The organism is Bradyrhizobium sp. AZCC 2230 (genome assembly GCF_036924495.1).
GTDB lineage: Bacteria > Pseudomonadota > Alphaproteobacteria > Rhizobiales > Xanthobacteraceae > Bradyrhizobium > Bradyrhizobium rifense.
The window spans coordinates 5,963,061-5,987,619 of the sequence record NZ_JAZHRS010000001.1 but is presented as its reverse complement, the minus strand read 5'-3'; the positions used below and the strand labels follow the sequence as shown (position 1 = coordinate 5,987,619).

Below are 24,559 nucleotides of genomic sequence, written 5' to 3'. Positions count from 1 at the left end.
GACCGCCGCGGGTTCGAGGCGCCGCCGGCCTCAAATCAAAAAAATATCAACGCACTCCGTAACTTGCGAATTCTCCAGCGATGTTCGGGTCCATCGCCTTGGCGTTGGCGACGTCGAGCGCGCCCTCCTGGGCCGAGCCGTTGCGCTGCTTCGCCACGCCCCGCCCATAGAGCGAGGAGGTCAGGCGCGGGTTGATCCTCAGCGCGGCGTCAAAATCGGCGATGGCGTTCTTCGCCGCCCCGGATTTGAGGTTCACCAGCCCACGGCTGTCCAGCGCATCGACGAAGTTCGGCCGCAGCCGCAGCGCCTCGTTGCAATCCTTCAGCGCGCCCTGGAGGTCGCCGATCACGGCACGGGTCCAGCAGCGATTGTTCAGCGCCTCGACGTCCTTCGAATTGATCCGGAGCGTGTCGTCAAAATCCTTGATGGCGAGGCTGTAGGCCCCCTTGCTGGCATAGACCTGGCCACGCCGGTACAGCGCATTCACGTCGTCCGGATTGGCGGCGATCTTGGCCGTCAGGCCCTTGATGGTGGGATCCTCAGCAAGCGCGGCCGCGCTCGGCCCACCATCTGCGTTCGGTGCCGGCGCCGGGGCTGGGTCGGCCGGTTTGACCGGCGGTTGCGGTGGAGGCAGCGCGGCCTCGACCTGCGGCTTCGGTGCCGGCGGCGGTGACGGAGGTGCAGGCGGCGCCGGCGGATTGTTCGCAGCCACGGGTGGTGCTGGCGGGACGGGCGGAGCCGGAGGCGGGTTGTTGGCGACCGGCGGCGGTGCGGGAGGCGCCGGTGGCGGCGTGGTCGCCGTCGGGCGCGATCCAGCGGCCCCCGGAATGAACGAGAAATCCTCGGCGAGGGAGGACGAAATCCACGGTACCTGCTCGCCGCGCGAGGCGCGGGTGACGCCCATCTTGGTGCGGTTCAGCGTTTCCTCAGCCATCAGGTCGGGGACGCGGATTTCCTTGAGCAGTTCCTGGACGAACAGGCTGTGGTCGCCGCCGGCGTCCGATACCACCGACGCCAGCGCCGCCGAGTACATCACCAGCGTGCCGTTCGGCGCGATAACGGGGGTCAGGCCCGCCGAGAAGCTGCGGAACCGCCGCTCGAACGGGTTGCGCCTGGAAGCGTCGATCAGCGCGATCTTGACGCCGGCGCCGCGGGTGTTGAGCTCGCCCAGGATCGCTTCGATGCTGAAACCGTCGCGACGGACGTCGGACTCGGTCCAGATCTGCGCGTCGACCGGGATCATGTAGCTCTGGCGCGCCGACTGGATGCCGAACCCGCTATAGAAGATCAGCGCCACCGAGCCCGGCTTGATCTTGCCATAGAGCTTGTCGAAGGCGCGGCGCATGCCGTCGCCGGTGAGGTTCTCGCCGACATCGACCGAGAAGCCGTCGCGCTTGAACTCGTCGGCGACGTCGCGGGTGTCGTTGATCGGCTCCTTCAGCGGGCTGTCCGCGTCCGGATATTTGGCATTGCCGATGACCAGCGCATAGCGGTCGCCGGCCGCGTGCGACGGCGCGGTCGGGATGAACGAGACAAGCAAGGGCAGAAGAAAAAGCAGGCGAATTTTCATAATCAGCGCGGTCCAGCCAAAAAGGCGCCGTTCCCAGCTTGCGCCGCGGCGACCTTAACTTACGCAATGTGCATTATCAAACCGGCGAGTGGGGGCGTCAACCGCTTGGAGATTCGGCACTATCGCGACAATTGACCGCGACGCGCAAGCAGCTCGCAAGGGGAATAAATCTGCGGTCACGGTTCTCCTCGACGCGTTCTCGTTCAGGGTTCCGGCCGTCATGTTAGGCCGGTACTCGCGACGAAAATGTGATTGGTCTCACATTGCACCCTGCGTCCACCGCAGGCTCAGACGTTTGACCTTTACGGCGGGCAATGGCTTGGTGCGCGGCAGGTCCATTCAGAAAAAGCAAAAGCCGGGATCAAAGTCATGGGAAACGCCTACGAAATCTATGCCCTGCGCTATGCGACGATGTCGCCGCGTACCCCCAGCATGAATTTTTTGGCGCCCGACCCGCATGACAGCGCGGCACAGGATCTCGACTACTTCGTTTGGCTGATCCGCGGGCAGGGCCGCGAGATTCTGGTCGACACCGGCTTCAATGCCGAGGAGGCGACCTCGCGCGCGCGCAAGCTGACGCTCAATCCGGTCGATGCGCTGGAGCGCTTTGGCGTCGCCGCGTCGAGCCTTCGCGACATTATCGTGACGCATCTGCATTACGATCACGCGGGCAATCTCGACCGCTTCCCGAATGCGCGCTTCCATCTCCAGGAGCGCGAGATGGCTTACGCCACCGGCCGCTGCATGTGCAACGGACTGCTGCGACATCCATTCTCGGTCGAGCACGTCACCCAGATGGTGCGCCACGTCTATGGCGAGCGTGTCAGTTTCTATTCCGGCGACGGCGAAATCGCGCCCGGTGTCACCGTGCACCGCGTCGGCGGCCATTCAGACGGCTTGCAGGTGGTCAAGGTCGAGACCGCGCGCGGTCCGGTGGTGCTGGCGTCCGACGCCGCGCACTACTACGCCAATCTGCAGCGCCGCAGCCCGTTCCCGATCGTCTACAATGTCGGCGACATGGCCGTGGGCTGGGAGACGATCGAACGTCTCGCCGGCCATCCCGACCGCTATATTCCCGGCCACGATCCGATCGTGACCGAGATCTATCCGCGTGCGAGCGATAAGGTCGATGCCTGGGCGCTGCACTTGCCGCCGACGCAATCATTTGCGAAGTGATCAATACGCCTGCTTGGCGTCGGCCTCTTCGCTGGTCTGGATCAGGTCGAGGCTCCCCTCGATCTTGCCGAGCAGCACTGAAAGCTGCTTGCGCTCCTGCGCGGACAGGCAGGCGAGGATCTCGTCTTCCCGCCGCAGCAATTGCGGGAACAGCTCCTCGTAGAGCGCGCCGCCCTTCTTCGTCAGTTGCAGGCGGAATTCGCGACGGTCGGCTTCGTTCTCGACCCGCTCGATCAGGCCGTCATGCAACAGCGCGGTCACCGCGCGGCTGATGGTGGATTTGTGCGTGCGGGTGCATTGCGAGATGTACTGCGCGCTGCAGGCATCGTTGCGGAAACCGAGCGTGGCAATCACGCGCCAGGCCGGAATGTCGAGGCCGTGACGTTCCTGATATTCGACCGCGAGCGCGGAACTGACCTCCGCCGCGAGCCGGTTGAGGCGAAACGGCACGAATCTGAACAGATCGAGACGCGATTTGGGCCGCGGTGAAGCCGCGTCGGCTTCTCTTGTCTTCAGCGCGATGTTGCTGGATGTCCTCGCCAAGGAGAGCGCTCCGAATTCCAGTTGACGGCCGGCCGGCTCCGGTCCAAAATAGTTGCACGTGAGACTATCTAGCAGATCAGTCCTCTCCTGACCAGAGCCGAGGTTAGTGTATGGCGGGCGCCAATACGCATCAGGCCAAGACCTTTCAAGCGAAGACCCAGTTCGGCTATCGCCGCCAGTCCGACCAGGACCGCCCCGGCGAAAGTCCGGCCGAGCATCCGATCGTGGTCGTCGGCGCAGGGCCCGTCGGGCTGTCGCTGGCGATCGATCTCGCCCAGCGCGGCCAGCGCGTCGTCCTTCTGGATGATGCCGACCGCATCGGCGAGGGCTCGCGGGCGATCTGCTTCTCAAAGCGCTCGCTGGAATATTGGGACCGGCTCGGCGTCGCCGACCGCATGGTCGACAAGGGCGTGGTGTGGAGCGTTGGCCGGATTTTTCACGGCGAGTCCCAGCTCTATCAGTTCAATCTGCTGCCTGAGGACGGCCACAAGCGGCCGGCCTTCATCAACCTCCAGCAATATTACGCGGAAGCCTATCTTGTCGATCGCATCAGCGATCTGCCCGCGATCGACCTGCGCTGGCGCAACAAGGTGACGGCGGTCGAGCAACGCAACGATTCCATTGCGCTGACGATCGAGACACCCGAAGGCGCCTATCGCCTGCACGCGCAATATGTCGTCGCCTGCGATGGTGCGCGCTCTTCGCTGCGGCAGATGGTCGGTGCTGAATTTGCCGGACAGGTGTTCGAGGACCAGTTCCTGATCGCCGACGTCAAGATGACGGCGGAATTCCCGACCGAGCGCTGGTTCTGGTTCGATCCGCCGTTTCATGCGGGACGTTCGGCGCTCTTGCACCGCCAGCCCGACGATGTCTGGCGCATCGATCTCCAGCTCAATCGTTATGCCGATCCCACAGTCGAGAAGAAGCCTGAGAATGTGCGGCCACGGATCGCGCGCATGCTCGGCCACGACAAGTTCGAGTTCGAGTGGATCTCGCTGTACAAATTCCAGTGCCGGCGCATGGACCGTTTCATCCACGGCCGCGTGATTTTTGCGGGCGATTCCGCACACCAGGTCTCGCCGTTCGGCGCGCGTGGCGCCAATTCGGGACTCGAGGACGCCGAAAACCTGTCCTGGAAGCTCGACCGCGTGCTGCGCGGCACCTCGCCGGCAAGCCTGCTCGAAAGCTACCATGTCGAGCGCAGCGGAGCTGCCGACGAGAATATCCGCGAATCCACCCGCTCGACCGATTTCATGGCGCCGAATTCGCATCAGGAATCCCGGCTGCGCCAGGCGGTGTTGGCGCTCGCCAAGGAAACCGAGTTCGGCAAGCGCATGGTCAATGGCGGTCGACTGTCGGTGCCATGCAGCTATGATTCTCCGCTGTCATCGCGCGATGCGGATGCCTGGCGCAGTGGACCATCGCCGGGTTGCTCCATGCTCGATGCGCCGGTTGCAACGCGCGCGGGCGAGCAGGCCTATCTGACAGATGCCTTCCGCAAGGATGGAACGGATTTTACCCTGCTGTCGTTCAGCAATGGCGCTGCGATCGATAGGCCCGATGGCGTGAAGGATATTCGTATCGGCGGCGAGGGCGGGCTTGCCGATTCCTTGGGCCTCATCGCCAAGCGCTATGACGCCGAGCCGGGCTCCGCCTATCTGCTCAGGCCTGACGGCTACGTCGCGGCGCGCTTCCGTCATCCGACGCGTGAGGCGATCGCGGCCGCGCTGTCGCGGGCCGCAGGTCTGAATTGAGGTCTCATATGCCGCTTTCCACCAGCTCCAACTTCGCGCGACCCGACGATGCCTTTCGCGCCATCGTCGAAGCGCATCGCGGCCTCACCGACGAGCAGAGCGCGGATTTCGACGCGGCGCTGGTGCTGATCCTCGCCAACCATATCGGCGATATCGACGTGCTACGGGAAGCGCTCGTGCTGGCGAAACGCCGCATGATCGACGGCCAGCAGCAGCAACAACAGCAACAACAATAACCCCGTTACCTAAGGACGAACTGATGGCGAAGAACTTCGCATCCACCGGCGATCTCTCCGAGAAGAAGATCACCTTCTCCGAGATCGGTACCGATCTCTACGCGTTCACCGCCGAGGGTGATCCGAACACGGCGATCATCGTCGGTGACGACGGCTGCCTGGTGTTCGATGCGCAATCGACGCCGGCGATGGCCAACAAGGTGATCGAGCGCGTCCGCACCGTCACCGACAAGCCGATCAAATATGTCGTGTTGTCCCATTATCACGCCGTGCGCGTGCTCGGCGCCTCCGCCTACAAGGCGCAGGGCATCGTGGCCTCGCAGGAGACCTATCGACTGATCCAGGAGCGCGGCCAGCAGGATTGGGATTCCGAGTATGGCCGCTTCCCCCGTCTGTTCCGGGACGCCCAAAGCATTCCCGGCCTGACCTGGCCGACGCTGACCTTCGAAGGCGAGATGTCGATCTATCTGGGAAAACGCGAGGTGCGGCTGATGCAGCTCGGTGCCGGCCACACCTCCGGCGACATCGTCGCCTGGGTGCCGGATGCCGAGGTGATGTTCTCCGGCGATCTCATCGAATATCACTCGGCCTGCTATTGCGGCGATGCGCATCTGCGCGAGTGGCCGCTGACGCTGAACGAGATTCGCAATTTCAATCCCAAGGCGATTGCGCCGGGCCGCGGCGATGCGCTCAAGGGCACAGCCACGGTGCGCGAAGCCATCGCGATGACGCGTGATTTCGTCACCTCGCTCTATGGCGCGGCCGAAATCTCCGTCGCCAAGGGACGCAGCTTAAAGGAATCGATGGCCGCGACCCGCGAGGTGATGGATCCGAAATTCCACAGTTTTGCCATCTACGAGCACTGCCTGCCGTTCAACGTGTCGCGCGCCTATGACGAGGCATCGGGAATCGACGATCCCGTGATCTGGACCGACAAGCGCGACCAGGACATGTGGGCCGCTTTGCAAGGAGGAGGATAGTCATGAACATCAATACCTCGCCTGATCAGATCATTCGCAGCTCGGCGCAGGTGACGCCGGGCTACATGTCCGGCTTCGGCAACAGCTTTGAGACGGAGGCGCTCCCCGGCGCGCTGCCGATCGGGCGCAATTCGCCGCAGCGCTGCGCTTACGGCCTCTATGCCGAGCAGCTCTCGGGCTCGCCCTTCACGGCGCCGCGCGGCACCAATGAACGCTCCTGGCTCTATCGCATCCGCCCCTCGGTGAAGCATTCCGGCCGCTTCGAGAAGGCTGATGGCGGTCTGTGGCGTTCGGCGCCGTGCCATGAATATGATTTGCCGATCGCACAGCTGCGCTGGGACCCGGCGCCGATCCCGAAGGAAGACATGACCTTCCTCCAGGGCGTGCAGACCATGACGACCGCCGGCGACGTCAACACGCAGGCCGGCATGGCCGCGCATGTCTACCTCATCACCAAGTCGATGGTGGACCAGCACTTCTACAATGCCGATGGCGAGCTGATGTTCGTGCTTCAGCAGGGCAATCTGCGCGTCGTCACCGAGTTCGGCCGCATCGACGCCGAGCCCGGCGAGATCGTGGTGATCCCGCGCGGTGTGAAATTCCGTGTCGAGATTCCAAACGGCCCGGCGCGCGGCTATCTCTGCGAGAATTATGGCGGCGCCTTCACGCTGCCGGAGCGCGGGCCGATCGGCGCCAACTGTCTTGCGAATGCGCGGGACTTCCTGACACCGGTCGCGCATTACGAGGACAAGGACACGCCGACCGAGTTGTTCGTGAAATGGGGCGGATCGCTATTCAAGACGAATTTGCCGCATTCGCCGATCGACGTCGTCGCCTGGCACGGCAATTATGCGCCCTACAAATACGATCTTCGCACCTTCTCGCCGGTCGGCGCGATCGGCTTCGACCATCCCGATCCCTCGATCTTCACGGTGCTGACCTCGCCCTCGGAGACCGCGGGCACCGCGAATATCGACTTCGTCATCTTCCCCGAGCGCTGGATGGTGGCCGATAACACCTTCCGTCCGCCCTGGTATCACATGAACATCATGAGCGAGTTCATGGGTCTGATCTACGGCGTCTACGACGCCAAGCCGCAGGGTTTTGTCCCGGGCGGCATTAGCCTGCACAATTGCATGCTGCCGCATGGCCCCGACCGCGACGCCTTTGAGCACGCCAGCAACGGCGAGCTGAAGCCGGTGAAGCTCACGGGCACCATGGCCTTCATGTTCGAGACCCGCTACCCGCAGCGCGTGACAGCGCATGCCGCGAATGCCTCGACGCTGCAGGACGATTACGCGGATTGCTGGAAGGGACTCGAGAAGCGGTTCGATCCGAACCGACCGTAGTCTTGCTTATCCTCCCCTGGAGGGGGAGGGTCGCTCGCGTTAGCGAGCGGGGCGGGTGACAGTCTCTCCATTGAGGCAGTGCCCGTGTTGAGAGATCACCCCACCCCGTTTCGCATTCCGCTTCGCTTCATGCGAACCGACCCTCCCCCTCCAGGGGAGGGTGAAAGAGGTCAGCATCAGAATTTGTATCGGGAGAAACATGCCCCACCCCAACGATCCCAGCCTCCGCTCCTTCATCGAAATCGACCCCGGCTCCGACTTCCCGATCCAGAACCTGCCCTATGGCGTGTTCTCGACCGTGGCCAATCCGACGCCGCGGGTCGGCGTTGCGATCGGCAACTTCCTGCTCGATCTCTGGGAGCTCGAGCAGGATTCCCGGCTCGATGTTGGCCCGCTCGGCGTGTTCTCCGGGCCCTCGCTCAATCCCTTCATGGCGCTGGGGCCAAAAGTCTGGACGAAGACACGGGCGCGGATCAGCGAGCTGCTGCGTCATGATCATCCGGAGCTGCGCGACAATGAGGAGCTGCGCAAGCAGGCGCTGGTGCCGATGCGCGAGGCAAGGCTGCATCTGCCGTTCGCGGTCTCCGGCTACACCGATTTCTATTCGTCGAAAGAGCACGCCACCAATGTCGGCGTGATGTTCCGCGGCAAGGACAATGCGCTGCAGCCGAACTGGCTGCACATGCCGATCGCCTATAACGGTCGCGCCTCCACCGTCGTGGTCTCGGGCACCAAGGTGAAGCGTCCACGCGGGCAACTGAAGCCGCCGAATGTGGACGTGCCGAGCTTCGGTCCGTGCAAGCGGCTCGATTTCGAGCTGGAGATGGGTGTGGTGGTCGGCCAGCCCTCACCGATGGGTGGCATGCTCACGGAGAGCCAGGCCGAGGAGATGATCTTCGGCTTCGTGCTGCTCAACGACTGGAGCGCGCGCGACATCCAGCAATGGGAATATGTGCCGCTCGGTCCGTTCCTGGCAAAAGCGTTCGCAACCTCGATCAGCCCCTGGGTGGTGACGCGCGAGGCGCTGGAGCCGTTCCGTCTGAAAGGGCCGGCGCAGGAGCCGGTGCCGCTGGATTATCTCAAGCAGGCCAAGCCGCAGAACTACGATCTGGAGCTCGACGTCTCCTTGTGTGCCGCCGGCGCCGACGCGCCTGCGGGCATCAGCCGGACCAACTTCAAATACATGTACTGGTCCTCGGTGCAGCAGCTGATGCACCATGCTTCCTCGGGCTGCGCGATGAATGTCGGCGATCTCCTCGGCAGCGGGACGATCTCCGGGCCGGAGAAGAGCCAGCGCGGCAGTTTGCTGGAGATCAGCTGGAATGGCACCGAGCCGGTCGAGCTGCCCGGCGGCGCCAAGCGCACGTTCTTGGAAGATGGCGACAGCCTCGTGATGCGCGGCTGGTGCCAGGGCAACGGCTATCGCGTCGGGTTCGGCGAGGTCGAGGGGACGATTTTGGCGGCGGAGTGAGCCGAGGGCTCAGTCTCGTAGGGTGGGCAAAGCGAAGCGTGCCCACCATTCGTTGCGATGGAGAAAGGACGTGGGCACGGCGCTAACGCGCCTTTGCCCACCCTACGAGACCTAGCGTTTCTCCGGCGGCACGTCCTTCACCCGCGCGCAATGCGCCGCGACATCCTCCACGCTGTACTTCAAATGCACCCGCTTGTCGGACGGCGCCTGCTTGCTCGTGCACAGGCCCGGACGCCATTCCTGCGTCGGTCTGATCGGGCGCGGGGCAAAGCCGCCGCCGCAGTTCGGGCAGACGTTGGAGAGCTTTGTCTCCACGCAATCCGCACAGAACGTGCATTCATAGGAGCAAATCTGCGCATCAATTGCATCAGGCGGCAGGTCGCGGTCGCAATACTCGCAGTTCGGTCGAAGCTGGAGGGTCATGGTTTAATCTCCGCAAGCTGGCCGGGATCATCGCAGATCGCGCGCACGACGCGAATGGCGTAGTTCCCTCGATTTCAGCCAGGCTTGATCTCCTTCAGCGGCAGCCGTGAGCTTTCCTTCAGCCTGTCTAGCACGATCGAGGAGCGTACGTGTGCCACGCTCTGGTGCGGCATCAGCACATCATTGACGAGGTTGGAGAGCCCCTTCAGGTCGCGCAGTACGGCCTTGAGCACGTAGTCGGCATCACCCGTGAGCGAATACGCCTCCTGGATCTCGTCGATCCGGTTCACCAGCGTGCGGAAACGCTTTGAATTGTCCGGCGAGTGGGTCGCAAGCCCCACCTGGATGAAGGCGATCACGCCGAAGCCCAGCGCTTCGCTCGAGAGGTCGGCGTGGTAGCCGGCGATGACCTTCTCTTCCTCCAGCCGCATCCGCCGCCGCGAGCATTGCGAGGCCGACAGCCCCGCGAGATCGGCGAGCTCCTGGTTGGTGAGGCGGCCGTCATCCTGGAGCGCGCCCAGGATCTTGAGGTCGAAGGCATCCACGGAAAGCATGCGTCGTTGGTCCATTTCGTGCACGGATCGTGCATAAGGTACCCAAAACGCGTCCCGTTTGCACGCTCCTTGCGCGCGCAATGAAGGATAGTCCAAGGCAGCAGCAAATTGGGAGAGCACCATGGGTCCGTTTCCGCACGATGCACCGCCGGCCACGATCACCGCCGACAATCCGATGGGCACCGACGGGTTCGAGTTCGTCGAATACGCGCATCCCAATCCGCAAGAGCTGCATGATCTGTTCAAGCTGATGGGCTACGCGCCCGTCGCGCGCCACAAGACCAAGACAATCACGGTCTATCGCCAGGGCGACATCAACTATCTCGTCAACGAGGAGCCCGGCACCCACGGCTACGAGTTCGTGGCCGCACATGGCCCCTGCGCGCCGTCGATGGCGTTCCGCGTGGTCGATGCGAAGGCGGCCTACGACCGCGCGATCGCGCTCGGCGCGGAGCCTGCCGATGGGCCAACCGCGCAGAAGACGCTCGACGTGCCCGCGATCAAGGGCATCGGCGGCAGCCTGCTCTATTTCGTCGATCGCTACAGCGCCAAGGACTCGGCCTACGATGCCGAGTTCGAGTGGCTTGGCGCGCGCGATCCACGGCCGGTCGGCGCCGGCCTGTTTTATCTCGATCACCTCACCCACAACGTCCATCGCGGCCGCATGGATGTCTGGACGGGCTTCTACGAAAAGCTTTTCAACTTCCGCCAGATCCGCTTCTTCGACATCGAGGGCCGCGCGTCGGGCCTGTTCTCGCGCGCGCTGACCAGCCCGGACGGCAAAATCCGGATTCCGATCAACGAGGACGCCGGCGATTCCGGCCAGATCGAGGAATATCTGAAAATCTATCGCGGCGAAGGCATCCAGCACATCGCCTGCGGCTGCCGCGAGATCCACGGCACGATTGAGGGCTTGCGCGCAGCCGGCTTGCCTTTCATGCCGTCGCCGCCCGAGACCTATTTCGAGAAGATCGACGCGCGACTGCCCAAGCACGGCGAGGACGTCGCACGGCTCCAGAAGAACGGAATCCTGATCGACGGCGAGGGCGTGGTCGACGGCGGCCAGACCAAGGTGCTGCTGCAGATCTTCTCGGCCAACGCGATCGGCCCGATCTTCTTCGAGTTCATCCAGCGCAAAGGCGACGACGGCTTTGGCGAGGGCAACTTCAAGGCCCTGTTCGAGTCGATCGAGGAAGATCAGATCCGCCGCGGGGTGCTGAAGGTGGACACGGCGGCGTAGGGCGCCGAGTTTAGGCCCGAGTTGTACCTACATTACCGGTGTCGTCCTGGCGAACCAGGCTGTGTGAAAACCCAGCGAGTTATGGTGTTTTGGGTTTGGCTTGATTCGAGGCGATGATGGGGCACGTGACGGGACAATCGCGATACCAGACGACGCTTTTTCCGGAGGTTCTGGACGAAGCTGTGGGCCGGGACGATCCGGTTCGGGTGATCGACGCGTTTGTCGCGGGGCTCGAGTTGGAGCAGCTCGGGTTTTCCAAGGCTATTGCGGAGGAGATGGGACGACCGCCCTACGCGCCGGGCGACCTGTTGAAACTGTATATTTATGGGTACTTGCACCGGGTGCGGGCGAGCCGTCGGCTGGAGGCCGAGACGCGGCGCAACATTCAGGTGATGTGGCTGCTCAACCGTCTGACGCCGTCGTTCAAGACGATAGCGGACTTCCGCAAGGACCATGCAGAAGCGATCGTGAAGGTATGCCGCGCCTTCATTGGGTTCTGCGGGGAGCAGTCGCTGTTCGGGGCGGAGTTGCTGGCGATCGACGGGACCAAGATCGCGGCGGTGGCGAGCCGCAAGCAGGTGGTGACGCCGCAACGTATCGCGAAGATGAACGCGGCGATCGACCGCCGGATTGCGGATTATCTGGCGTCGATGGACGACGCCGACCGGACGGAGGCGGGCTCGGTCGGCAAGCCTGTCGATGTTGCGGCTGCGATCGAAGCTCTCAAGGCGCAAAAGGATCAACTACAAGCTCAGGCGCAAGATCTGGCGGCGCGCGGGCTCAAGCAGGAGGTCATGACCGAGCCGGAAGCACGGTTGATGCGCACGCCGCACGGCCACGCGGTCGCCTACAATGCGCAGACCGTGGTCGATGCCGAGCACAAGCTGATCGTGGCGTTCGATCTGACGAACGAGGGCAACGACCTGCAGCAGCTCCATCCGATGGCGGTGCAGGGCAAGGCTGCGGTCGAGGCCGACGAGATCACGGTCGTGGCCGACACCGGCTATTCGAACGGCGAACATGGGGCGCTCTGCGAGCAGGACAGGATCACCGCGATCGTGCCGCGGCCAGAGGTGGTCAATCCGAAGGGCCCCCAATACTTCAGCCGGGATCGGTTCAGCTACGACCATGAGAGCGACACCTGGCGTTGTCCGGCCGGGGAGACGCTGAGCCTGTTCAAGACTTCGCAGACCCAGCAGCAGAAGGAATACGCCAGCCGGGCGTGCGGCGCCTGCGCGCTCAAGGCGCAGTGCACGAACGCTGCGCGGCGGGTGATCGTGCGTCATTTTTACGAGGATGAGCGTGAAGCGATGCACCGGCGGGCCGTCGCCGATCCGAGCTGGATGACGCATCGGCGGGAGACCGTCGAACATCCGTTCGGAACCATGAAATGGCTGATGGCCGGTCCGCGCTTCCTGGTGAAGGGGTTGAAAAAGGCAAAGGCCGAGTTCGCCCTGGGTGTCCTCTGCTACAATCTCAAGCGGGTGGCCAACATCCTCGGCGTGCCGGCCTTGCTGGGAGCGTTGGCACCATCTGCGGCCTGACAGGGGTACTTTTGCCTCCCGCTCAATCGTCCCAGCTTCCAGCGCGACTTCTCGCACGGCCTGGAACGCCGGGACCCATACCGCGGAATCTATCGATTGCGGTCGGCAGAAGTACCGAACTCCGAGTCTTCGCCAAACCACTCCCTGTGGTTATGGGTCCTGGCATTCGCCAGGACGACAGCGGAGCTTGTTGTAACGGCGGGGCTCTAACGCCCCGTCTTCCACGCAGCCGTCACGGCGGCAATCTCCGCGCCTTCCGGCTCGCGAACCGCCGACGGCGTACGCGAGAAGCGCGGCGCGGGCGCGGGCTGTTTCACGCCGTGGCGCTCGATGAAGACATCGCGGGCGACCATGTGCGGATGCTCGGTCGCTTCCGACATGGTCAGCACCGGCGCGAAGCAGATGTCGCTGCCTTCCATGATCTTGCACCAGTCCTCGCGCGTCCTGCCCTTGAATACGGTCTTCAGCTTCTCCTTCAGCGCGGGCCAGGCCTTGGGGTCCATCTGCGCGTCGAAATCGGCGTCGGAGAGGCCCGCATGCTCGCGCAGCAGTGCGTAGAACTGCGGCTCGATCGAGCCGATCGAAACGAAATGGCCGCAGGCGCATTCATAGACGCCGTAGAAATGGGCGCCGCCGTCGAGGAAGTTCCGGTTGCGGCCTTCAGTCCAGCGGCCGAGCGTTTTCATGTCGAAGAAGAACGACATCAGCGATGCTGCGCCGTCGCACATCGCGGCGTCGACCACCTGGCCCTTGCCGGACTTTGATGCTTCCAGCAGCGCGGCGAGCACGCCGACGACGAGGTAGAGCGCGCCGCCGCCGAAATCGCCGACGAGGTTGAGCGGCGGCACCGGCGCTTCGTTGGTGCCGATCGCGGCGAGCGCGCCGGTGATGGAGATGTAGTTGATGTCATGGCCGGCGGCATTCGCCAGCGGGCCTTCCTGGCCCCATCCGGTCATGCGGCCGTAGACGAGTTTTGGATTGCGCGCGAGCACGATATCGGGGCCGAGGCCGAGCCGCTCCATCACGCCGGGCCGAAAACCTTCGACCAGCGCGTCGGCGTTGGCGAGCAGGTCGAGCACCTGTGCGATGGACGCCTTGTCCTTGAGATCGAGCTCGATCACCTTGCGGCCGCGGCCCGCCACCGACTTCATGCTCTTCTTCGTACCGATGCGGTCGAGCGTGACGACATCGGCGCCCATGTCGGCCAGCATCATGCAGGCGAACGGGCCCGGTCCGATGCCGGCGAATTCGACGATCCGGAAGCTCGCAAGCGGGCCGGTGGTGCGGACGGATGTGGTCTGGGCTGGTTTATCGAGCACGTTGTTGTTTCCTCGGGTCGCGGGCGGATGCCGATGGTTCGGCGATCGCCTCCGACGTTCCTCTCTGGGACGAGTTAATTGGCTGATTAACTTTTCTCGCCTTCACGCCAGCGAGGCAAGCGCTTTTCATGCATGGGCGCATAATAAAAGCGGCGCGTATTGCTACGCGCCGCGGAAGATTTGTGTTGAGGCGCTAGAGAAGGATCTCAGCCTGCGGCGGTCACGGCGCGCTGTGCCATCACCTTGACCAGATTGGCGCGGTACTCCGCGGTGCCGTGGATGTCGGCCAGCAGATTGCTCGCCGAAACGCTCACGCCATCGATTGCTGCCGGCGACCAGTTCGCCTTCAGCGCGGCTTCGATTGCAGGCACCCGCATCACGCCGCTTTGCGATGCTCCGGTCGCGGCGACGCGGATCTCGCCCGACTTCGTCTGCGCGACGAAGACGGCGGTTAGCGCGAAGCGCGAGGCGGGATGCCGCATCTTGGCGTAGCCCGCTTTCGCCGGAACCGGGAACGACACGGCGGTGATGATCTCGCCGTCTTCAAGCGCCGTCGTGAACAGGCCCTTGAAGAAATCTTCCGCCGCAATCGACCGCTTGTTGGTCTTCACAGTGGCGCCGAGCGCGAGCAGTGCGGCCGGGTAGTCCGCGGCGGGATCGTTGTTGGCGATCGAGCCGCCGATCGTGCCGCGGTAACGCACGGCGGGATCGCCGATCAGCGACGCCAGGTAAGCAAGCGCGGGGATCGCCTTCTTGGCGGCATCGCTGGACGCGACGTCGTAATGCGGCGTGGCGGCCTTGATGGTTAGCGTGTCGCCGGAGGCCTCGACGCCGATCAGCTCCTTGATCTTGCCGAGGTCGATGACATCGGAGGGGCTGGCGAGGCGCTGCTTCATCACCGGCAGCAGCGTCTGGCCGCCGGCAAGAAATTTCGCCTCAGTGCCCTTGGCGAACAGGCTGGCTGCCTCGTCGACCGAAGAGGCGCGATGATAAGTGGTCTGGTACATCTTGTTGCTCCTCTCAGGCCGCGTGGATCGTGCGCCACACCCGGTCCGGGGTTGCGGGCATTTCCAGATTGTTCTTGCCGATCGCATCCGTGATCGCATTGATCACGGCCGCAGAGGCGCCGATTGCGCCGGCCTCACCGCAACCCTTGATGCCCAAGGGATTGCCCGGGCACAGCGTCGTGGTGTGGGAGAGGTTGAACGAGGGGAGATCGTCGGCGCGTGGCATGGAGTAGTCCATGAACGAGGCCGTGACCGGCTGGCCGTTGGCATCGTAGATGGCGTGCTCGAGCAGCGCCTGCCCGATGCCCTGGGCCAGGCCGCCATGGACCTGGCCTTCGACGATCATCGGGTTGATCAGCCGGCCGAAATCGTCGGCCGCGACGAAGTTGACGAAGGAGGTCTTGCCGGTGCCGGCATCGACCTCGAGCTCGCAGATGTAGGCGCCGGCCGGGAAGGTGAAGTTGGTCGGGTCGTAGAAGGCGCTTTCCTTCAGACCCGGCTCCATCCCGTCGGGCAGATTGTGCGCGGTGTAGGCCGCGAGCGCGACCATCGGGAAGGCGATCGCCTTGTCGGTGCCGGCCACCTTGAACTCGCCGTTCTCGATGACGATGTCGCCTTCGGAAGCTTCCAGCGCATGCGCGGCAATCTTCTTGGCCTTTGACTCCATCTTCTCCATGGCCTTCAGGATCGCGGTGAGACCGACGGCCGCCGAACGCGAGCCGTAGGTGCCCATGCCGAACTGCACCTTGTCGGTGTCGCCATGGACGATCGAGACCTGGCTGATGGGAACGCCGAGACGTTCCGCGACGAGCTGGCAGAACGTCGTCTCGTGGCCCTGGCCGTGGCTGTGCGAGCCCGTGAGGATCTCGATGGTGCCGACCGGGTTGACGCGCACCTCGGCCGATTCCCACAGGCCAACGCCGGCGCCCAGGCTGCCGACGGCCTTCGACGGCGCGATGCCGCAGGCTTCGATGTAGCAGGACACGCCGATGCCGCGCAGCTTGCCTTGCGACTTGGCTTGCGCCTTGCGGGCGGCGAAGCCGGCATAGTCGATCGCCTTCATCGCGGCGTCGAGCGAAGCATTAAAGTCGCCGGTGTCATAGGCCATGATCACGGGTGTCTGGTGCGGGAACTGGGTGATGAAGTTGCTCCGGCGCAAAGCTGCCGGATCGACCTTCAGCTGCCGCGCCGCCGTCTCCATCAGACGTTCGACCAGGTAGCTCGCCTCGGGGCGGCCGGCGCCGCGATAGGCATCGACCGGCGTGGTGTTGGTGTAGACGCCGATCACCTCGGCGTGGATCGCCGGGATGTTGTACTGGCCCGACAGCAGCGTCGCGTAGAGATAGGTCGGCACCGACGACGAGAACAGCGACATGTAGGCGCCGAAATTCGCGTAGGTCTTCACCTTCAGGCCCAAGATCTTATTCTGGGCGTCGAACGCCATCTCGGCATGGGTGACATGGTCACGGCCATGCGCGTCGGTGAGGAAGGCTTCGGTGCGGTCGCCGGTCCATTTCACCGGGCGGCCGACCTTCTTGGAGGCCCACAGCGCCACCATCTCTTCAGGATAGATGAAGATTTTTGAGCCGAAGCCGCCACCGACGTCGGGGGCGATGACGCGCAGCTTGTGCTCGGGGGCGATGTTGTAGAACGCCGACAGCACGAGGCGGGCGACGTGCGGGTTCTGCGAGGTCGTATAGAGAGTAAAGTGCTCCTCCGCCGCGTCGTAGTCGGCGATCGCCGCGCGCGGCTCCATCGCGTTCGGGGCGAGGCGGTTGTTGGTGACGTCGAGCTTCACGACATTGGCGGCCTTGGCGAAGGCGGCATCGGTTGCGCCCTCGTCGCCGATCACCCAGTCATAGACCTGGTTGCCGGGCGCTTCGGGATGTAGCTGCGGCGCGCCAGCCTTGATGGCTGACTGCATGTCGGCGACGGCCGGGAGCTCTTCATAGTCCACGACCACGGATTCGGCTGCGTCGCGCGCCAGATTCTTGCTATCGGCGATCACGACCGCGACGGCCTGACCGACGAAGCGCACGGTCTCCGGCGCCATTGCCGGCCATGCGCCCATTTTCATCGGGGTGCCGTCCTTGGAGGTGATGGCCCAGCCGCAGATCAGGTTGCCGACCTTGTCGTCGACCAGCTCTTGTCCGGTGAGCACCGCGACCACGCCCGGCATCTTCAGCGCGGCGGAAGAATCGATCTTCTTCACCTTGGCGTGCGCGTGCGGGCTCCGGATGAAATGGGCGTGGGTCATGCCCAGCAATTTGATGTCGTCAACGTACCGGCCCTTGCCGGTAATGAAACGCTTGTCTTCCTTGCGCACGACGCGCGCGCCGATGCCTTCAACACCCATGTCTGGTCCTCCCGACCGGAATTGTTTTGACTGCGCTTTCCCTCGAAAGCCGCAGCGGTGGTTCTTTTTTTCGAGGCGAGCCGCTTTACTCGGCCGCCTGCGAGACCTTCATGCGTCCGGCTGCATCCAGCACGGCTTTGACGATGTTGTGGTAGCCGGTGCAGCGGCAGATGTTGCCTTCCAGCTCCTGGCGGACGGTGGCCTCGTCGAGGCCGCCACCATGGCGGTGCACAATGTCGATTGCCGACATGATCATGCCCGGCGTGCAATAGCCGCACTGCAGGCCGTGATTGTCGCGGAAGGCGGCCTGCATCGGGTGCAGTTCGTCGCCCTTGGCGATGCCTTCGATGGTCGTGACGTTGGCGCCGTCGGCCTGTCCCGCCAGCATGGTGCAGGATTTCACCGCCTTGCCGTCCATGTGCACGACGCAGGCGCCGCACTGGCTGGTGTCGCAGCCGACATGAGTTCCGGTGAGGTTGAGGTTCTCGCGCAGGAGCTGGACCAGCAGCGTCCGGTCCTCGACGTCGACAGAAACGGCCTTGCCGTTCACCGTCAGTTTGACTGTAGACACAGAAAGTACCTCCCGGGATTGATTTTGATTGTTTCTAATTAGAGACCTCGGTCCCCGGACTTGGCAACTAGGATTTTGGTCGCCCCGGTCCTGTGGGGGTCGGCCTCTGGCCGACGAAGCCTTGGATTGCGCGAGGCGTGCCGAATTTACCGCCCTTTATTCATTCTGCCCTAGTTTTGCGCATCCGGGTCTGGGGGCGGGGCGCCTCCAGACGTCGGCTGAATAGAAAATGGGGGTTGGAATGTCCGGGCGTACCGCGTCGCCGTCCAAGCGCAGCATATTTCCGACCCTCCGGTTCCGCGCCAAGATCATCCTCGGCTTTGCCGCCGTGCTGGTGATCTCCGCCGGCAGCATGGCGTTCGCCTATTTCGGCTTCGAGCGGGTCTCGCTGGGCGTCGGGTCCTATCGCTCGAGCGTCTCGGAGGCCGATCTCGCCCGGAACATCGACCGCGAGCTGCTCGGCTACCGTTCGGCCGTCAAATATTTCGTCGTCACCGGCAAGGAAGATGATGCCAAGGCGGCGCTCGACGCCGAAGCCAGCCTGAAGAGCGCCATCGATCAGGCCGTCAAGAGCGCCAAGACACCGGCGCGGCAGGACAGCCTCGACAAGCTCGCCAAGGAGTTTGCGAATTTCTCCGCGACTTTCGCCAAGGTCCTCCAGGCCAAGCGTGACAGCACGCTGCTGGTGCAGAACCAGCTCTCGCGCCAGGCCAATCTGCTGAAATACAAGCTCGACGATATCGGCAATAACGCCTCCGATTCCGAGGCGCAGGCCATCGAGTTCGGCACCAAGCAGGTCAACGCCCAGTTCCAGACCGCAAGCGCGGCGGCGACCAATTTCGTGCTGACGTCAGACCAGGCGATCGCGACCAGTGCGCTGGCCCGGCTGAAATTCGTCGAGAACTCGCTCGGCGCGGTCTATTCCATGGACGACAAGATCGTCGCCGGCCTGAAGGATGCCAAGACCATCCTTGTCGCCTATCGCGAAGCGCTTGAGAAGCTGATCGCCAACGCCAAGATGGTCGATGATCTCGTCACCGAGATGAGCGGCTCGGCGGGCGCGATCCTGCGCGGCGCCACTGCCATGAAGGCGGATCTGGTCGCCGAGCAACAGCGGCTCGATTCGGAATCGGAAGCGACCATCGGGAAGACCGAGGAACTGGTGCTGATGCTCGCCGTCGGCGGCACGCTGCTCGGCGCGGTGCTCGCCTTTCTGCTCGGTACCGGCATCTCGCGGCCGATGATCGCGATGTGCAAGGCGATGCGCGAGCTTGCCTCGGGCAATTTCGACGTCGTGCTGCCCGGTCTTGGCCGCAGGGACGAGATCGGCGAGATGGCCGGCGCGGTCGAGGAGTTCAAGGTTCAGGCCGTGGCGAAAGCCGAACGCGACGCCGCTGCCAGCGAAGCCCAGAACAAGGAACTGGCTGCAAGCCGCCGCTCCGAGCTGATTCGTTTTGCCGATGATTTCGAGAGCGCCGTCGGTGCCATTGTGTCGAACGTCTCGGCCTCCGCCGTGCAGCTCGAATCCTCGGCGTCCACGCTGACCCGGACTGCAGAGACCACGCAGACCCTCTCGAGCCAGGTCGCCGGCGTTTCCGAGCAGGCCTCCAGCAACATGCAGTCGGTCGCGACCGCGACGGAGGAGCTCTCGGCCTCGGTCGAGGAAATCGGCCGCCAGGTTCGCGATTCCAGCCGGATCGCCGAAGCCGCCGTGGTGCAGGCCAGGGAGACCGACGGCCGCATCGGAAAACTGTCGCATGCCGCCCAGCAGATCGGCGAAGTCGTCAAGCTGATCACGGCGATCGCCGAACAGACCAACCTTCTCGCGCTGAACGCCACCATCGAGGCAGCCCGTGCCGGCGAAGCCGGCCGCGGCTTTGCGGTGGTTGCGAGCGAAGTGAAGTCGCTGGCGAGCCAGACGGCGAAAGCCACCGACGAGATTTCCTCGCACATTACGGGCATGCAGGGCGCCACGGCCGAATCCGTCGCCGCCATCAAGGAGATCGGAGCGACCATCGGTAAGATTTCGTCGATCTCGACCTCCATCGCCAGCGCGGTGGAAGAGCAGGGCGCGGCGACCCAGGAGATCGCCCGCAGCGTCCAGAACGTCGCGCAAGGTACCCAGACCGCCGCCACCGATATCGGCCAGGTCAACCGTGGCGCCGCCGAAACCGGCTCGGCCTCGGAAGAAGTGCTGAATTCGGCGAAGACGCTATCGAGCGAAAGCACCCGCCTGCGCGCCGAGCTCGATCGGTTCATGGCGAATATCCGGGCGGCGTAGGGGCGGCCACCCCGCGTCACCTAACCGCAAGTTGCGACGCGGTAAATTTACCGCAGCTTATCCTTTGCCATTTACCGTGCATTCGAGTCGGGGAGCGGGCTGCTTCCCGGCTGCGCCTGGTTTTCCGCGAATGGAATGGGGTGGGGGAATGTCCGTGAAGTCGAAGCCGAGCTCGTCGAAGCTCTTCACCTTGCGTTTTCGTGCAAAAATCATCCTCGGCTTCGTGGCGGTGCTGGCCATCCTCGCCGTCAGCATGGCATTTGCCTATTTCGGCTTCGAGCGAATCGCGGGCGCCGTCGCGTCCTACCGGACCAGCGTGGCGGAAGCCGACCTGGCGCGGACCATCGATCGCGAATTGATCAGCTATCAGGGGCTGACCCGGGCCTACACGCTGACCGGCGCCGCGGACGACGAAACCGCGGCCAAGGCGGCCGAAGAGAATCTGAAGGCGGCGATCGCCAAGTCGATGTCTGCCACGACAGGCGCGGCGCGCCGCGAGCAGGTCGGCAAGCTCGAGGCCGATTTCCAGCGCTTCGCAAAGGTTTTCGGCGAGATCATCACGCTGACGCGCGAGAACAACAAGATCGCGACCGATGAGCTGAACAGCGTCGGCAACAAGATCCGCTTCAAGTTCGACGACCTCGCCGATACCGCGGCGCTCGCCGGGCTCGCATCGGTCCAGACCACGGCCAAGGACATCACCTCGCAATATCTCGCGGTCTCCACCTCGGTTAGCGCCTTCGTCGCCAAGCCGGAGCCGAAGACCGCCGACGGCGTGGTCGCCCGCATCAAGTTCCTGGAGACACTGCTGGTCTCGATCTACGCCAACGACCAGAAGATCACCGACCGCGTCACCGAGATCAGCGGTCTGCTGAAGCAGTACCGCACGTCGTTTGCGAAGCTCTCTGACAACGTGAAGATCATCGTCAAGTCGAACGGCGAGATGACCAAGACGGCTGCGTCCATTCTCAAGCTCTCGGGCGAGTTGCGGTCGGACCTGTCGGCCGATCAGCAGCGGATCGAGGCGAGCGCCAATGTGACGATCGGGGAAACCGAGCGGCTGATGCTGATGCTGGCGCTGGGTGGTCTTGCCATCGGCGCCGTGCTGGCCCTGATGCTCGGCAATGGCATCTCGCGGCCGATGATCGCGATGTGCAAGGCGATGCGCGAGCTCGCCTCGGGCAATTTCGACGTCGTGCTGCCGGGCCTCGGCCGCCGGGACGAGATCGGCGAAATGGCCGGCGCGGTCGAGGAGTTCAAGGTTCAGGCCGTCGCCAAGGCCGAGCGCGATGCCGCCGCCAGCGAAGCCCAGAACAGGGAGCAGGCAGCGAGTCGCCGCGGCGAGCTGATCCGCTTTGCCGATGATTTCGAGAGCGCGGTTGGCGCCATCGTGTCGAACGTCTCGGCCTCCGCCGTGCAGCTCGAATCCTCGGCCTCTACGCTGACCCGTACCGCTGAGACCACGCAGGCTCTGTCGAGCCAGGTCGCCGGCGTCTCCGAGCAGGCATCCAGCAATATGCAGTCGGTCGCAACCGCGACGGAAGAGCTATCGGCTTCGGTCGAAGAGATCGGCCGTCAGGTCCGCGACTCCAGCCGCATCGCCGAAGCTGCAGTGGTGCAGGCCAGGGAGACCGACGGCCGCATCGGAAAACTCTCGCACGCGGCCCAGCAGATCGGCGAAGTCGTCAAGCTGATCACGGCGATCGCAGAGCAGACCAATCTACTCGCGCTCAATGCTACGATTGAGGCGGCCCGTGCCGGCGAAGCCGGCCGCGGCTTCGCGGTGGTCGCGAGCGAAGTGAAGTCGCTGGCGAGCCAGACGGCGAAAGCCACCGACGAGATTTCCTCGCACATCACCGGCATGCAGGGCGCCACCGCCGAATCGGTCACCGCGATCAAGGAGATCGGCGCCACCATCGGCCAAATCTCGTCGATCTCGACCTCGATTGCGAGTGCCGTCGAGCAGCAGGGCGCCGCGACGCAGGAGATCGCCCGCAGCGTCCAGACCGTCGCGCAAGGTACCCAGACTGCCGCGACCGATATCGGCCAGGTCAACCGCGGTGCCGCCGAGACCGGCTCGGCGTCGGAAGAGGTGTTGAACTCGGCGAAGACGCTATCGTCCGAAAGCACCCGCCTGCGCGCCGAGCTCGATCGCTTCATGGCGAATATCCGGGCGGCGTAAGGACTATTCTCTCCCAAACGCCCGCTTCAGCTCCACCTTCGCCTTCTCGAGCCGTTCGCGCTGTGCCTTCGGCAACGTCTTGCCGGCGCGGTTGATATAGAAGGTCAACATCGATAGCGCCGAGCGATAGGCTCCGGTCTTGCGGCGGGTGCTGTGCTCGGCGGAACGCTTCAGCGAGGCCGCGATCCGCTTCGGGCTCGTGAGCGTGAACACGCCGCGCTTGAGATCGAGCGCGTCGCTTTCCTTTGTCACGCGCCGTGACCAGCGTTTTGGCGCGGCGCGCTTGGCGCGCTTGGCGCTCTTGCGCGCGGTTGAGCGTCTCGTGCTGGTCTTCTTGCGTGCGGCCGTTTTGCGTGAATGTGTCGTCTTTCTGACATGAGCCATGCGTCAACTCCTTGCGGCTCCAGCGGAAACGGCCGGCGTTCGACCGCGTTCCCATGGGAACCTGCCCTTGCCGCAGACGTTGTCGCAGGTGGCAGGTGAAATGCCGCACCCCCGTGACCCAGCAACGCGATGGAATTGCAGCAGAGCCCAGCGCTGAATGATGGACCTGCAGTCTCGACGGCGGCCGTGACCGATCGCATCGTCGAGACCAGCATTCCCGCACGGCTCGACGCGCTGCCCTGGAGCGGCTTTCACACCCGTGTGGTGCTGGCGCTTGGGATCACCTGGATCCTCGACGGGCTCGAGGTGACGTTAGCCGGCGCGCTCTCGGGTGCGCTGAAGCAGAGTCCGACATTGCACTTCTCCAACCTCGATCTCGGCGTTGCCAACTCGGCTTACCTCGCGGGCGCCGTGCTCGGCGCGCTCGGCTTCGGCTGGCTGACCGATCGTATCGGCCGGAAAAAACTGTTCTTCATCACGCTCGCGCTCTACCTCTCCGCGACGGCCGCGACCGCGCTGTCGTGGAATATCGCAAGCTACGCGCTGTTCCGCTTCCTGACCGGCGCCGGCATCGGCGGCGAATACACCGCGATCAACTCGACAATCCAGGAGCTGGTGCCGGCGCGCTACCGCGGCTGGACTGATCTCGTCATCAACGGCAGTTTCTGGATTGGCGCGGCGATGGGCGCGGTTGCCGCCATCGTGCTGCTTGACCCAGCATTGATCGGTCCCGATCTCGGCTGGCGTCTGGCCTATCTCATCGGCGCGACCCTCGGTCTCGTCGTGCTCTTGATGCGGATGTGGATTCCGGAAAGCCCGCGCTGGCTGATGATCCATGGCCGCCCGGACCAGGCCCACAAGATCGTCGACGACATCGAGCGTTCGGTGATCGGGCATGATCAAAATGCGAGCGATCGACGCTTCGCCAAGATGCGGCTGAAGATGCGCGATCACACCCCGATCAACGAGGTCGTGCACACGCTGTTCGTCACCTATCGCCAGCGTTCGCTGGTCGGCCTGGTGCTGATGGTCGCGCAGGCCTTCTTCTACAACGCGATCTTCTTCACTTTTGCACTGGTGCTGACTGACTTCTACGGCATAAGCGCCGATCATGTCGGCTGGTACCTGCTGCCGTTCGCGGCCGGAAACTTCCTCGGTCCACTGCTGCTCGGCCGTCTGTTCGACACGCTCGGCCGCCGCACCATGATCATGTTCACCTATGGTGTCTCCGGCCTGTTGCTGGCGGTGTCAGGCTATCTGTTCTCGATCGGTGCGCTCAGCGCGCAGGGGCAGACCATCGCCTGGATGGTGATCTTCTTCTTTGCCTCGCCTGCGGCGAGCGCCGCCTATCTCACCGTCAGCGAAACCTTTCCGCTCGAGGTTCGCGCGCTGGCGATCGCAGTGTTTTACGCCATCGGCACCGGCATCGGCGGGGTGGCTGGCCCCGCGCTGTTCGGCGTGCTGATCGACACGGGATCACGCAACAGCGTGTTCGCCGGTTATTTGCTGGGAGCTGCCCTGATGATCGCGGCTGCGATCGTGGCGTGGCGCTACGCCATTTCCGCGGAACGCAAATCGCTCGAAGAAATCGCGCGGCCGCTGGCTTCTATGGAGTAGAC

At 64.0% G+C, this 24,559-nt stretch carries 20 protein-coding genes; 11 read left to right on the top strand and 9 right to left on the bottom strand.

Annotation, left to right across the window (positions count from 1 at the left end; genetic code table 11):
* Window positions 1-46: 46 nt before the first annotated feature.
* Window positions 47-1,570: a caspase family protein gene (locus tag V1280_RS28685; RefSeq protein WP_334532099.1), complete on the bottom strand. Its 1,524-nt coding sequence runs from the start codon at window positions 1,568-1,570 to the stop codon at window positions 47-49.
* 369 nt (window positions 1,571-1,939) lie between these two features.
* On the opposite strand from V1280_RS28685, the gene V1280_RS28680 reads away from it, so the two are divergent.
* Window positions 1,940-2,746, top strand: a complete 807-nt coding sequence (locus tag V1280_RS28680) for an N-acyl homoserine lactonase family protein (RefSeq protein WP_334532096.1) — start codon at window positions 1,940-1,942, stop codon at window positions 2,744-2,746.
* Here the strand turns inward: V1280_RS28680 and V1280_RS28675 are convergent, their stop codons facing one another.
* The gene (locus tag V1280_RS28675; RefSeq protein WP_334532095.1) at window positions 2,747-3,289 is read right to left on the bottom strand and encodes a MarR family winged helix-turn-helix transcriptional regulator; all 543 of its coding nucleotides are present in this window, start codon (window positions 3,287-3,289) and stop codon (window positions 2,747-2,749) included.
* A gap of 110 nt (window positions 3,290-3,399) precedes the next feature.
* Here V1280_RS28675 and V1280_RS28670 point away from each other — a divergent pair, with 110 nt between their 5' ends.
* From V1280_RS28670 to fahA, 5 genes are all read left to right on the top strand, one after another.
* Window positions 3,400-5,043 carry an FAD-dependent oxidoreductase gene (locus V1280_RS28670; RefSeq protein WP_334532092.1) on the top strand — a complete coding sequence of 548 codons (1,644 nt, stop codon included), beginning with the start codon at window positions 3,400-3,402 and terminating at the stop codon, window positions 5,041-5,043.
* Window positions 5,044-5,051: 8 nt separating this feature from the next.
* The gene (locus V1280_RS28665) at window positions 5,052-5,279 is read left to right on the top strand and encodes a DUF2783 domain-containing protein (protein WP_234684658.1); all 228 of its coding nucleotides are present in this window, start codon (window positions 5,052-5,054) and stop codon (window positions 5,277-5,279) included.
* 23 nt (window positions 5,280-5,302) lie between these two features.
* Window positions 5,303-6,259, top strand: a complete 957-nt coding sequence (locus V1280_RS28660) for an MBL fold metallo-hydrolase (protein WP_334532086.1) — start codon at window positions 5,303-5,305, stop codon at window positions 6,257-6,259.
* 2 nt (window positions 6,260-6,261) lie between these two features.
* Window positions 6,262-7,608, top strand: coding sequence for a homogentisate 1,2-dioxygenase (gene hmgA, locus V1280_RS28655; RefSeq protein ID WP_334532083.1), 1,347 nt, complete (start codon window positions 6,262-6,264; stop codon window positions 7,606-7,608).
* Between the two features lie 199 nt (window positions 7,609-7,807).
* Window positions 7,808-9,079, top strand: a complete 1,272-nt coding sequence (fahA, locus tag V1280_RS28650) for a fumarylacetoacetase (RefSeq protein WP_334532080.1) — start codon at window positions 7,808-7,810, stop codon at window positions 9,077-9,079.
* A 111-nt stretch (window positions 9,080-9,190) separates the two neighbouring features.
* On the opposite strand, the gene V1280_RS28645 is transcribed toward fahA, so the two are convergent.
* Window positions 9,191-9,502: a DUF1272 domain-containing protein gene (locus tag V1280_RS28645; RefSeq protein ID WP_334532077.1), complete on the bottom strand. Its 312-nt coding sequence runs from the start codon at window positions 9,500-9,502 to the stop codon at window positions 9,191-9,193.
* Between the two features lie 74 nt (window positions 9,503-9,576).
* Entirely contained in the window at window positions 9,577-10,056 is a 480-nt protein-coding gene (locus V1280_RS28640; protein ID WP_334532074.1) for an Lrp/AsnC family transcriptional regulator, read from the bottom strand.
* A 121-nt stretch (window positions 10,057-10,177) separates the two neighbouring features.
* On the opposite strand from V1280_RS28640, the gene hppD reads away from it, so the two are divergent.
* Together hppD and V1280_RS28630 are read left to right on the top strand one after the other, a co-directional pair.
* Entirely contained in the window at window positions 10,178-11,296 is a 1,119-nt protein-coding gene (gene hppD / locus V1280_RS28635; RefSeq protein ID WP_334532071.1) for a 4-hydroxyphenylpyruvate dioxygenase, read from the top strand.
* Window positions 11,297-11,421: 125 nt separating this feature from the next.
* Window positions 11,422-12,840 (top strand): IS1182 family transposase, encoded by a 1,419-nt coding sequence (locus V1280_RS28630; protein WP_334532068.1) that lies wholly within the window; start codon window positions 11,422-11,424, stop codon window positions 12,838-12,840.
* 206 nt (window positions 12,841-13,046) lie between these two features.
* On the opposite strand, the gene V1280_RS28625 is transcribed toward V1280_RS28630, so the two are convergent.
* The 4 genes from V1280_RS28625 to V1280_RS28610 form a co-directional block, all read right to left on the bottom strand.
* The gene (locus V1280_RS28625) at window positions 13,047-14,159 is read right to left on the bottom strand and encodes a CaiB/BaiF CoA transferase family protein (RefSeq protein ID WP_334532065.1); all 1,113 of its coding nucleotides are present in this window, start codon (window positions 14,157-14,159) and stop codon (window positions 13,047-13,049) included.
* A 206-nt stretch (window positions 14,160-14,365) separates the two neighbouring features.
* Window positions 14,366-15,166: an FAD binding domain-containing protein gene (locus V1280_RS28620; RefSeq protein WP_334532063.1), complete on the bottom strand. Its 801-nt coding sequence runs from the start codon at window positions 15,164-15,166 to the stop codon at window positions 14,366-14,368.
* Between the two features lie 13 nt (window positions 15,167-15,179).
* Window positions 15,180-17,522, bottom strand: a complete 2,343-nt coding sequence (locus tag V1280_RS28615) for a xanthine dehydrogenase family protein molybdopterin-binding subunit (protein WP_334532058.1) — start codon at window positions 17,520-17,522, stop codon at window positions 15,180-15,182.
* 85 nt (window positions 17,523-17,607) lie between these two features.
* Complete coding sequence (locus tag V1280_RS28610; RefSeq protein WP_334532055.1) at window positions 17,608-18,093, bottom strand: (2Fe-2S)-binding protein; 486 nt, start codon at window positions 18,091-18,093, stop codon at window positions 17,608-17,610.
* A gap of 241 nt (window positions 18,094-18,334) precedes the next feature.
* Between V1280_RS28610 and V1280_RS28605 the strand changes: the two genes are divergently transcribed.
* The gene (locus tag V1280_RS28605) at window positions 18,335-20,374 is read left to right on the top strand and encodes a methyl-accepting chemotaxis protein (RefSeq protein ID WP_334532053.1); all 2,040 of its coding nucleotides are present in this window, start codon (window positions 18,335-18,337) and stop codon (window positions 20,372-20,374) included.
* 148 nt (window positions 20,375-20,522) lie between these two features.
* Window positions 20,523-22,556: a methyl-accepting chemotaxis protein gene (locus V1280_RS28600; RefSeq protein WP_334532051.1), complete on the top strand. Its 2,034-nt coding sequence runs from the start codon at window positions 20,523-20,525 to the stop codon at window positions 22,554-22,556.
* A 3-nt stretch (window positions 22,557-22,559) separates the two neighbouring features.
* Here the strand turns inward: V1280_RS28600 and V1280_RS28595 are convergent, their stop codons facing one another.
* Entirely contained in the window at window positions 22,560-22,940 is a 381-nt protein-coding gene (locus V1280_RS28595) for a DUF3175 domain-containing protein (RefSeq protein WP_334532048.1), read from the bottom strand.
* A 129-nt stretch (window positions 22,941-23,069) separates the two neighbouring features.
* Between V1280_RS28595 and V1280_RS28590 the strand changes: the two genes are divergently transcribed.
* Window positions 23,070-24,557, top strand: coding sequence for an MFS transporter (locus tag V1280_RS28590; RefSeq protein ID WP_334532045.1), 1,488 nt, complete (start codon window positions 23,070-23,072; stop codon window positions 24,555-24,557).
* Window positions 24,558-24,559: the final 2 nt, after the last annotated feature.

Excerpts from the sequence above, each read along its gene's own strand:
- V1280_RS28660 (WP_334532086.1), top strand. The coding sequence starts at position 5,303 with ATGGCGAAGAACTTCGCATCCACCGGCGATCTCTCCGAGAAGAAGATC.
- V1280_RS28615 (WP_334532058.1), bottom strand. The coding sequence starts at position 17,522 with ATGGGTGTTGAAGGCATCGGCGCGCGCGTCGTGCGCAAGGAAGACAAG.
- hmgA (WP_334532083.1), top strand. The coding sequence starts at position 6,262 with ATGAACATCAATACCTCGCCTGATCAGATCATTCGCAGCTCGGCGCAG.
- V1280_RS28595 (WP_334532048.1), bottom strand. The coding sequence starts at position 22,940 with ATGGCTCATGTCAGAAAGACGACACATTCACGCAAAACGGCCGCACGC.
- V1280_RS28680 (WP_334532096.1), top strand. The coding sequence starts at position 1,940 with ATGGGAAACGCCTACGAAATCTATGCCCTGCGCTATGCGACGATGTCG.
- V1280_RS28605 (WP_334532053.1), top strand. The coding sequence starts at position 18,335 with ATGTCCGGGCGTACCGCGTCGCCGTCCAAGCGCAGCATATTTCCGACC.
- V1280_RS28640 (WP_334532074.1), bottom strand. The coding sequence starts at position 10,056 with ATGCTTTCCGTGGATGCCTTCGACCTCAAGATCCTGGGCGCGCTCCAG.
- V1280_RS28670 (WP_334532092.1), top strand. The coding sequence starts at position 3,400 with ATGGCGGGCGCCAATACGCATCAGGCCAAGACCTTTCAAGCGAAGACC.
- V1280_RS28590 (WP_334532045.1), top strand. The coding sequence starts at position 23,070 with ATGGAATTGCAGCAGAGCCCAGCGCTGAATGATGGACCTGCAGTCTCG.
- V1280_RS28665 (WP_234684658.1), top strand. The coding sequence starts at position 5,052 with ATGCCGCTTTCCACCAGCTCCAACTTCGCGCGACCCGACGATGCCTTT.
- fahA (WP_334532080.1), top strand. The coding sequence starts at position 7,808 with ATGCCCCACCCCAACGATCCCAGCCTCCGCTCCTTCATCGAAATCGAC.
- V1280_RS28600 (WP_334532051.1), top strand. The coding sequence starts at position 20,523 with ATGTCCGTGAAGTCGAAGCCGAGCTCGTCGAAGCTCTTCACCTTGCGT.
- V1280_RS28645 (WP_334532077.1), bottom strand. The coding sequence starts at position 9,502 with ATGACCCTCCAGCTTCGACCGAACTGCGAGTATTGCGACCGCGACCTG.
- V1280_RS28685 (WP_334532099.1), bottom strand. The coding sequence starts at position 1,570 with ATGAAAATTCGCCTGCTTTTTCTTCTGCCCTTGCTTGTCTCGTTCATC.
- hppD (WP_334532071.1), top strand. The coding sequence starts at position 10,178 with ATGGGTCCGTTTCCGCACGATGCACCGCCGGCCACGATCACCGCCGAC.
- V1280_RS28620 (WP_334532063.1), bottom strand. The coding sequence starts at position 15,166 with ATGTACCAGACCACTTATCATCGCGCCTCTTCGGTCGACGAGGCAGCC.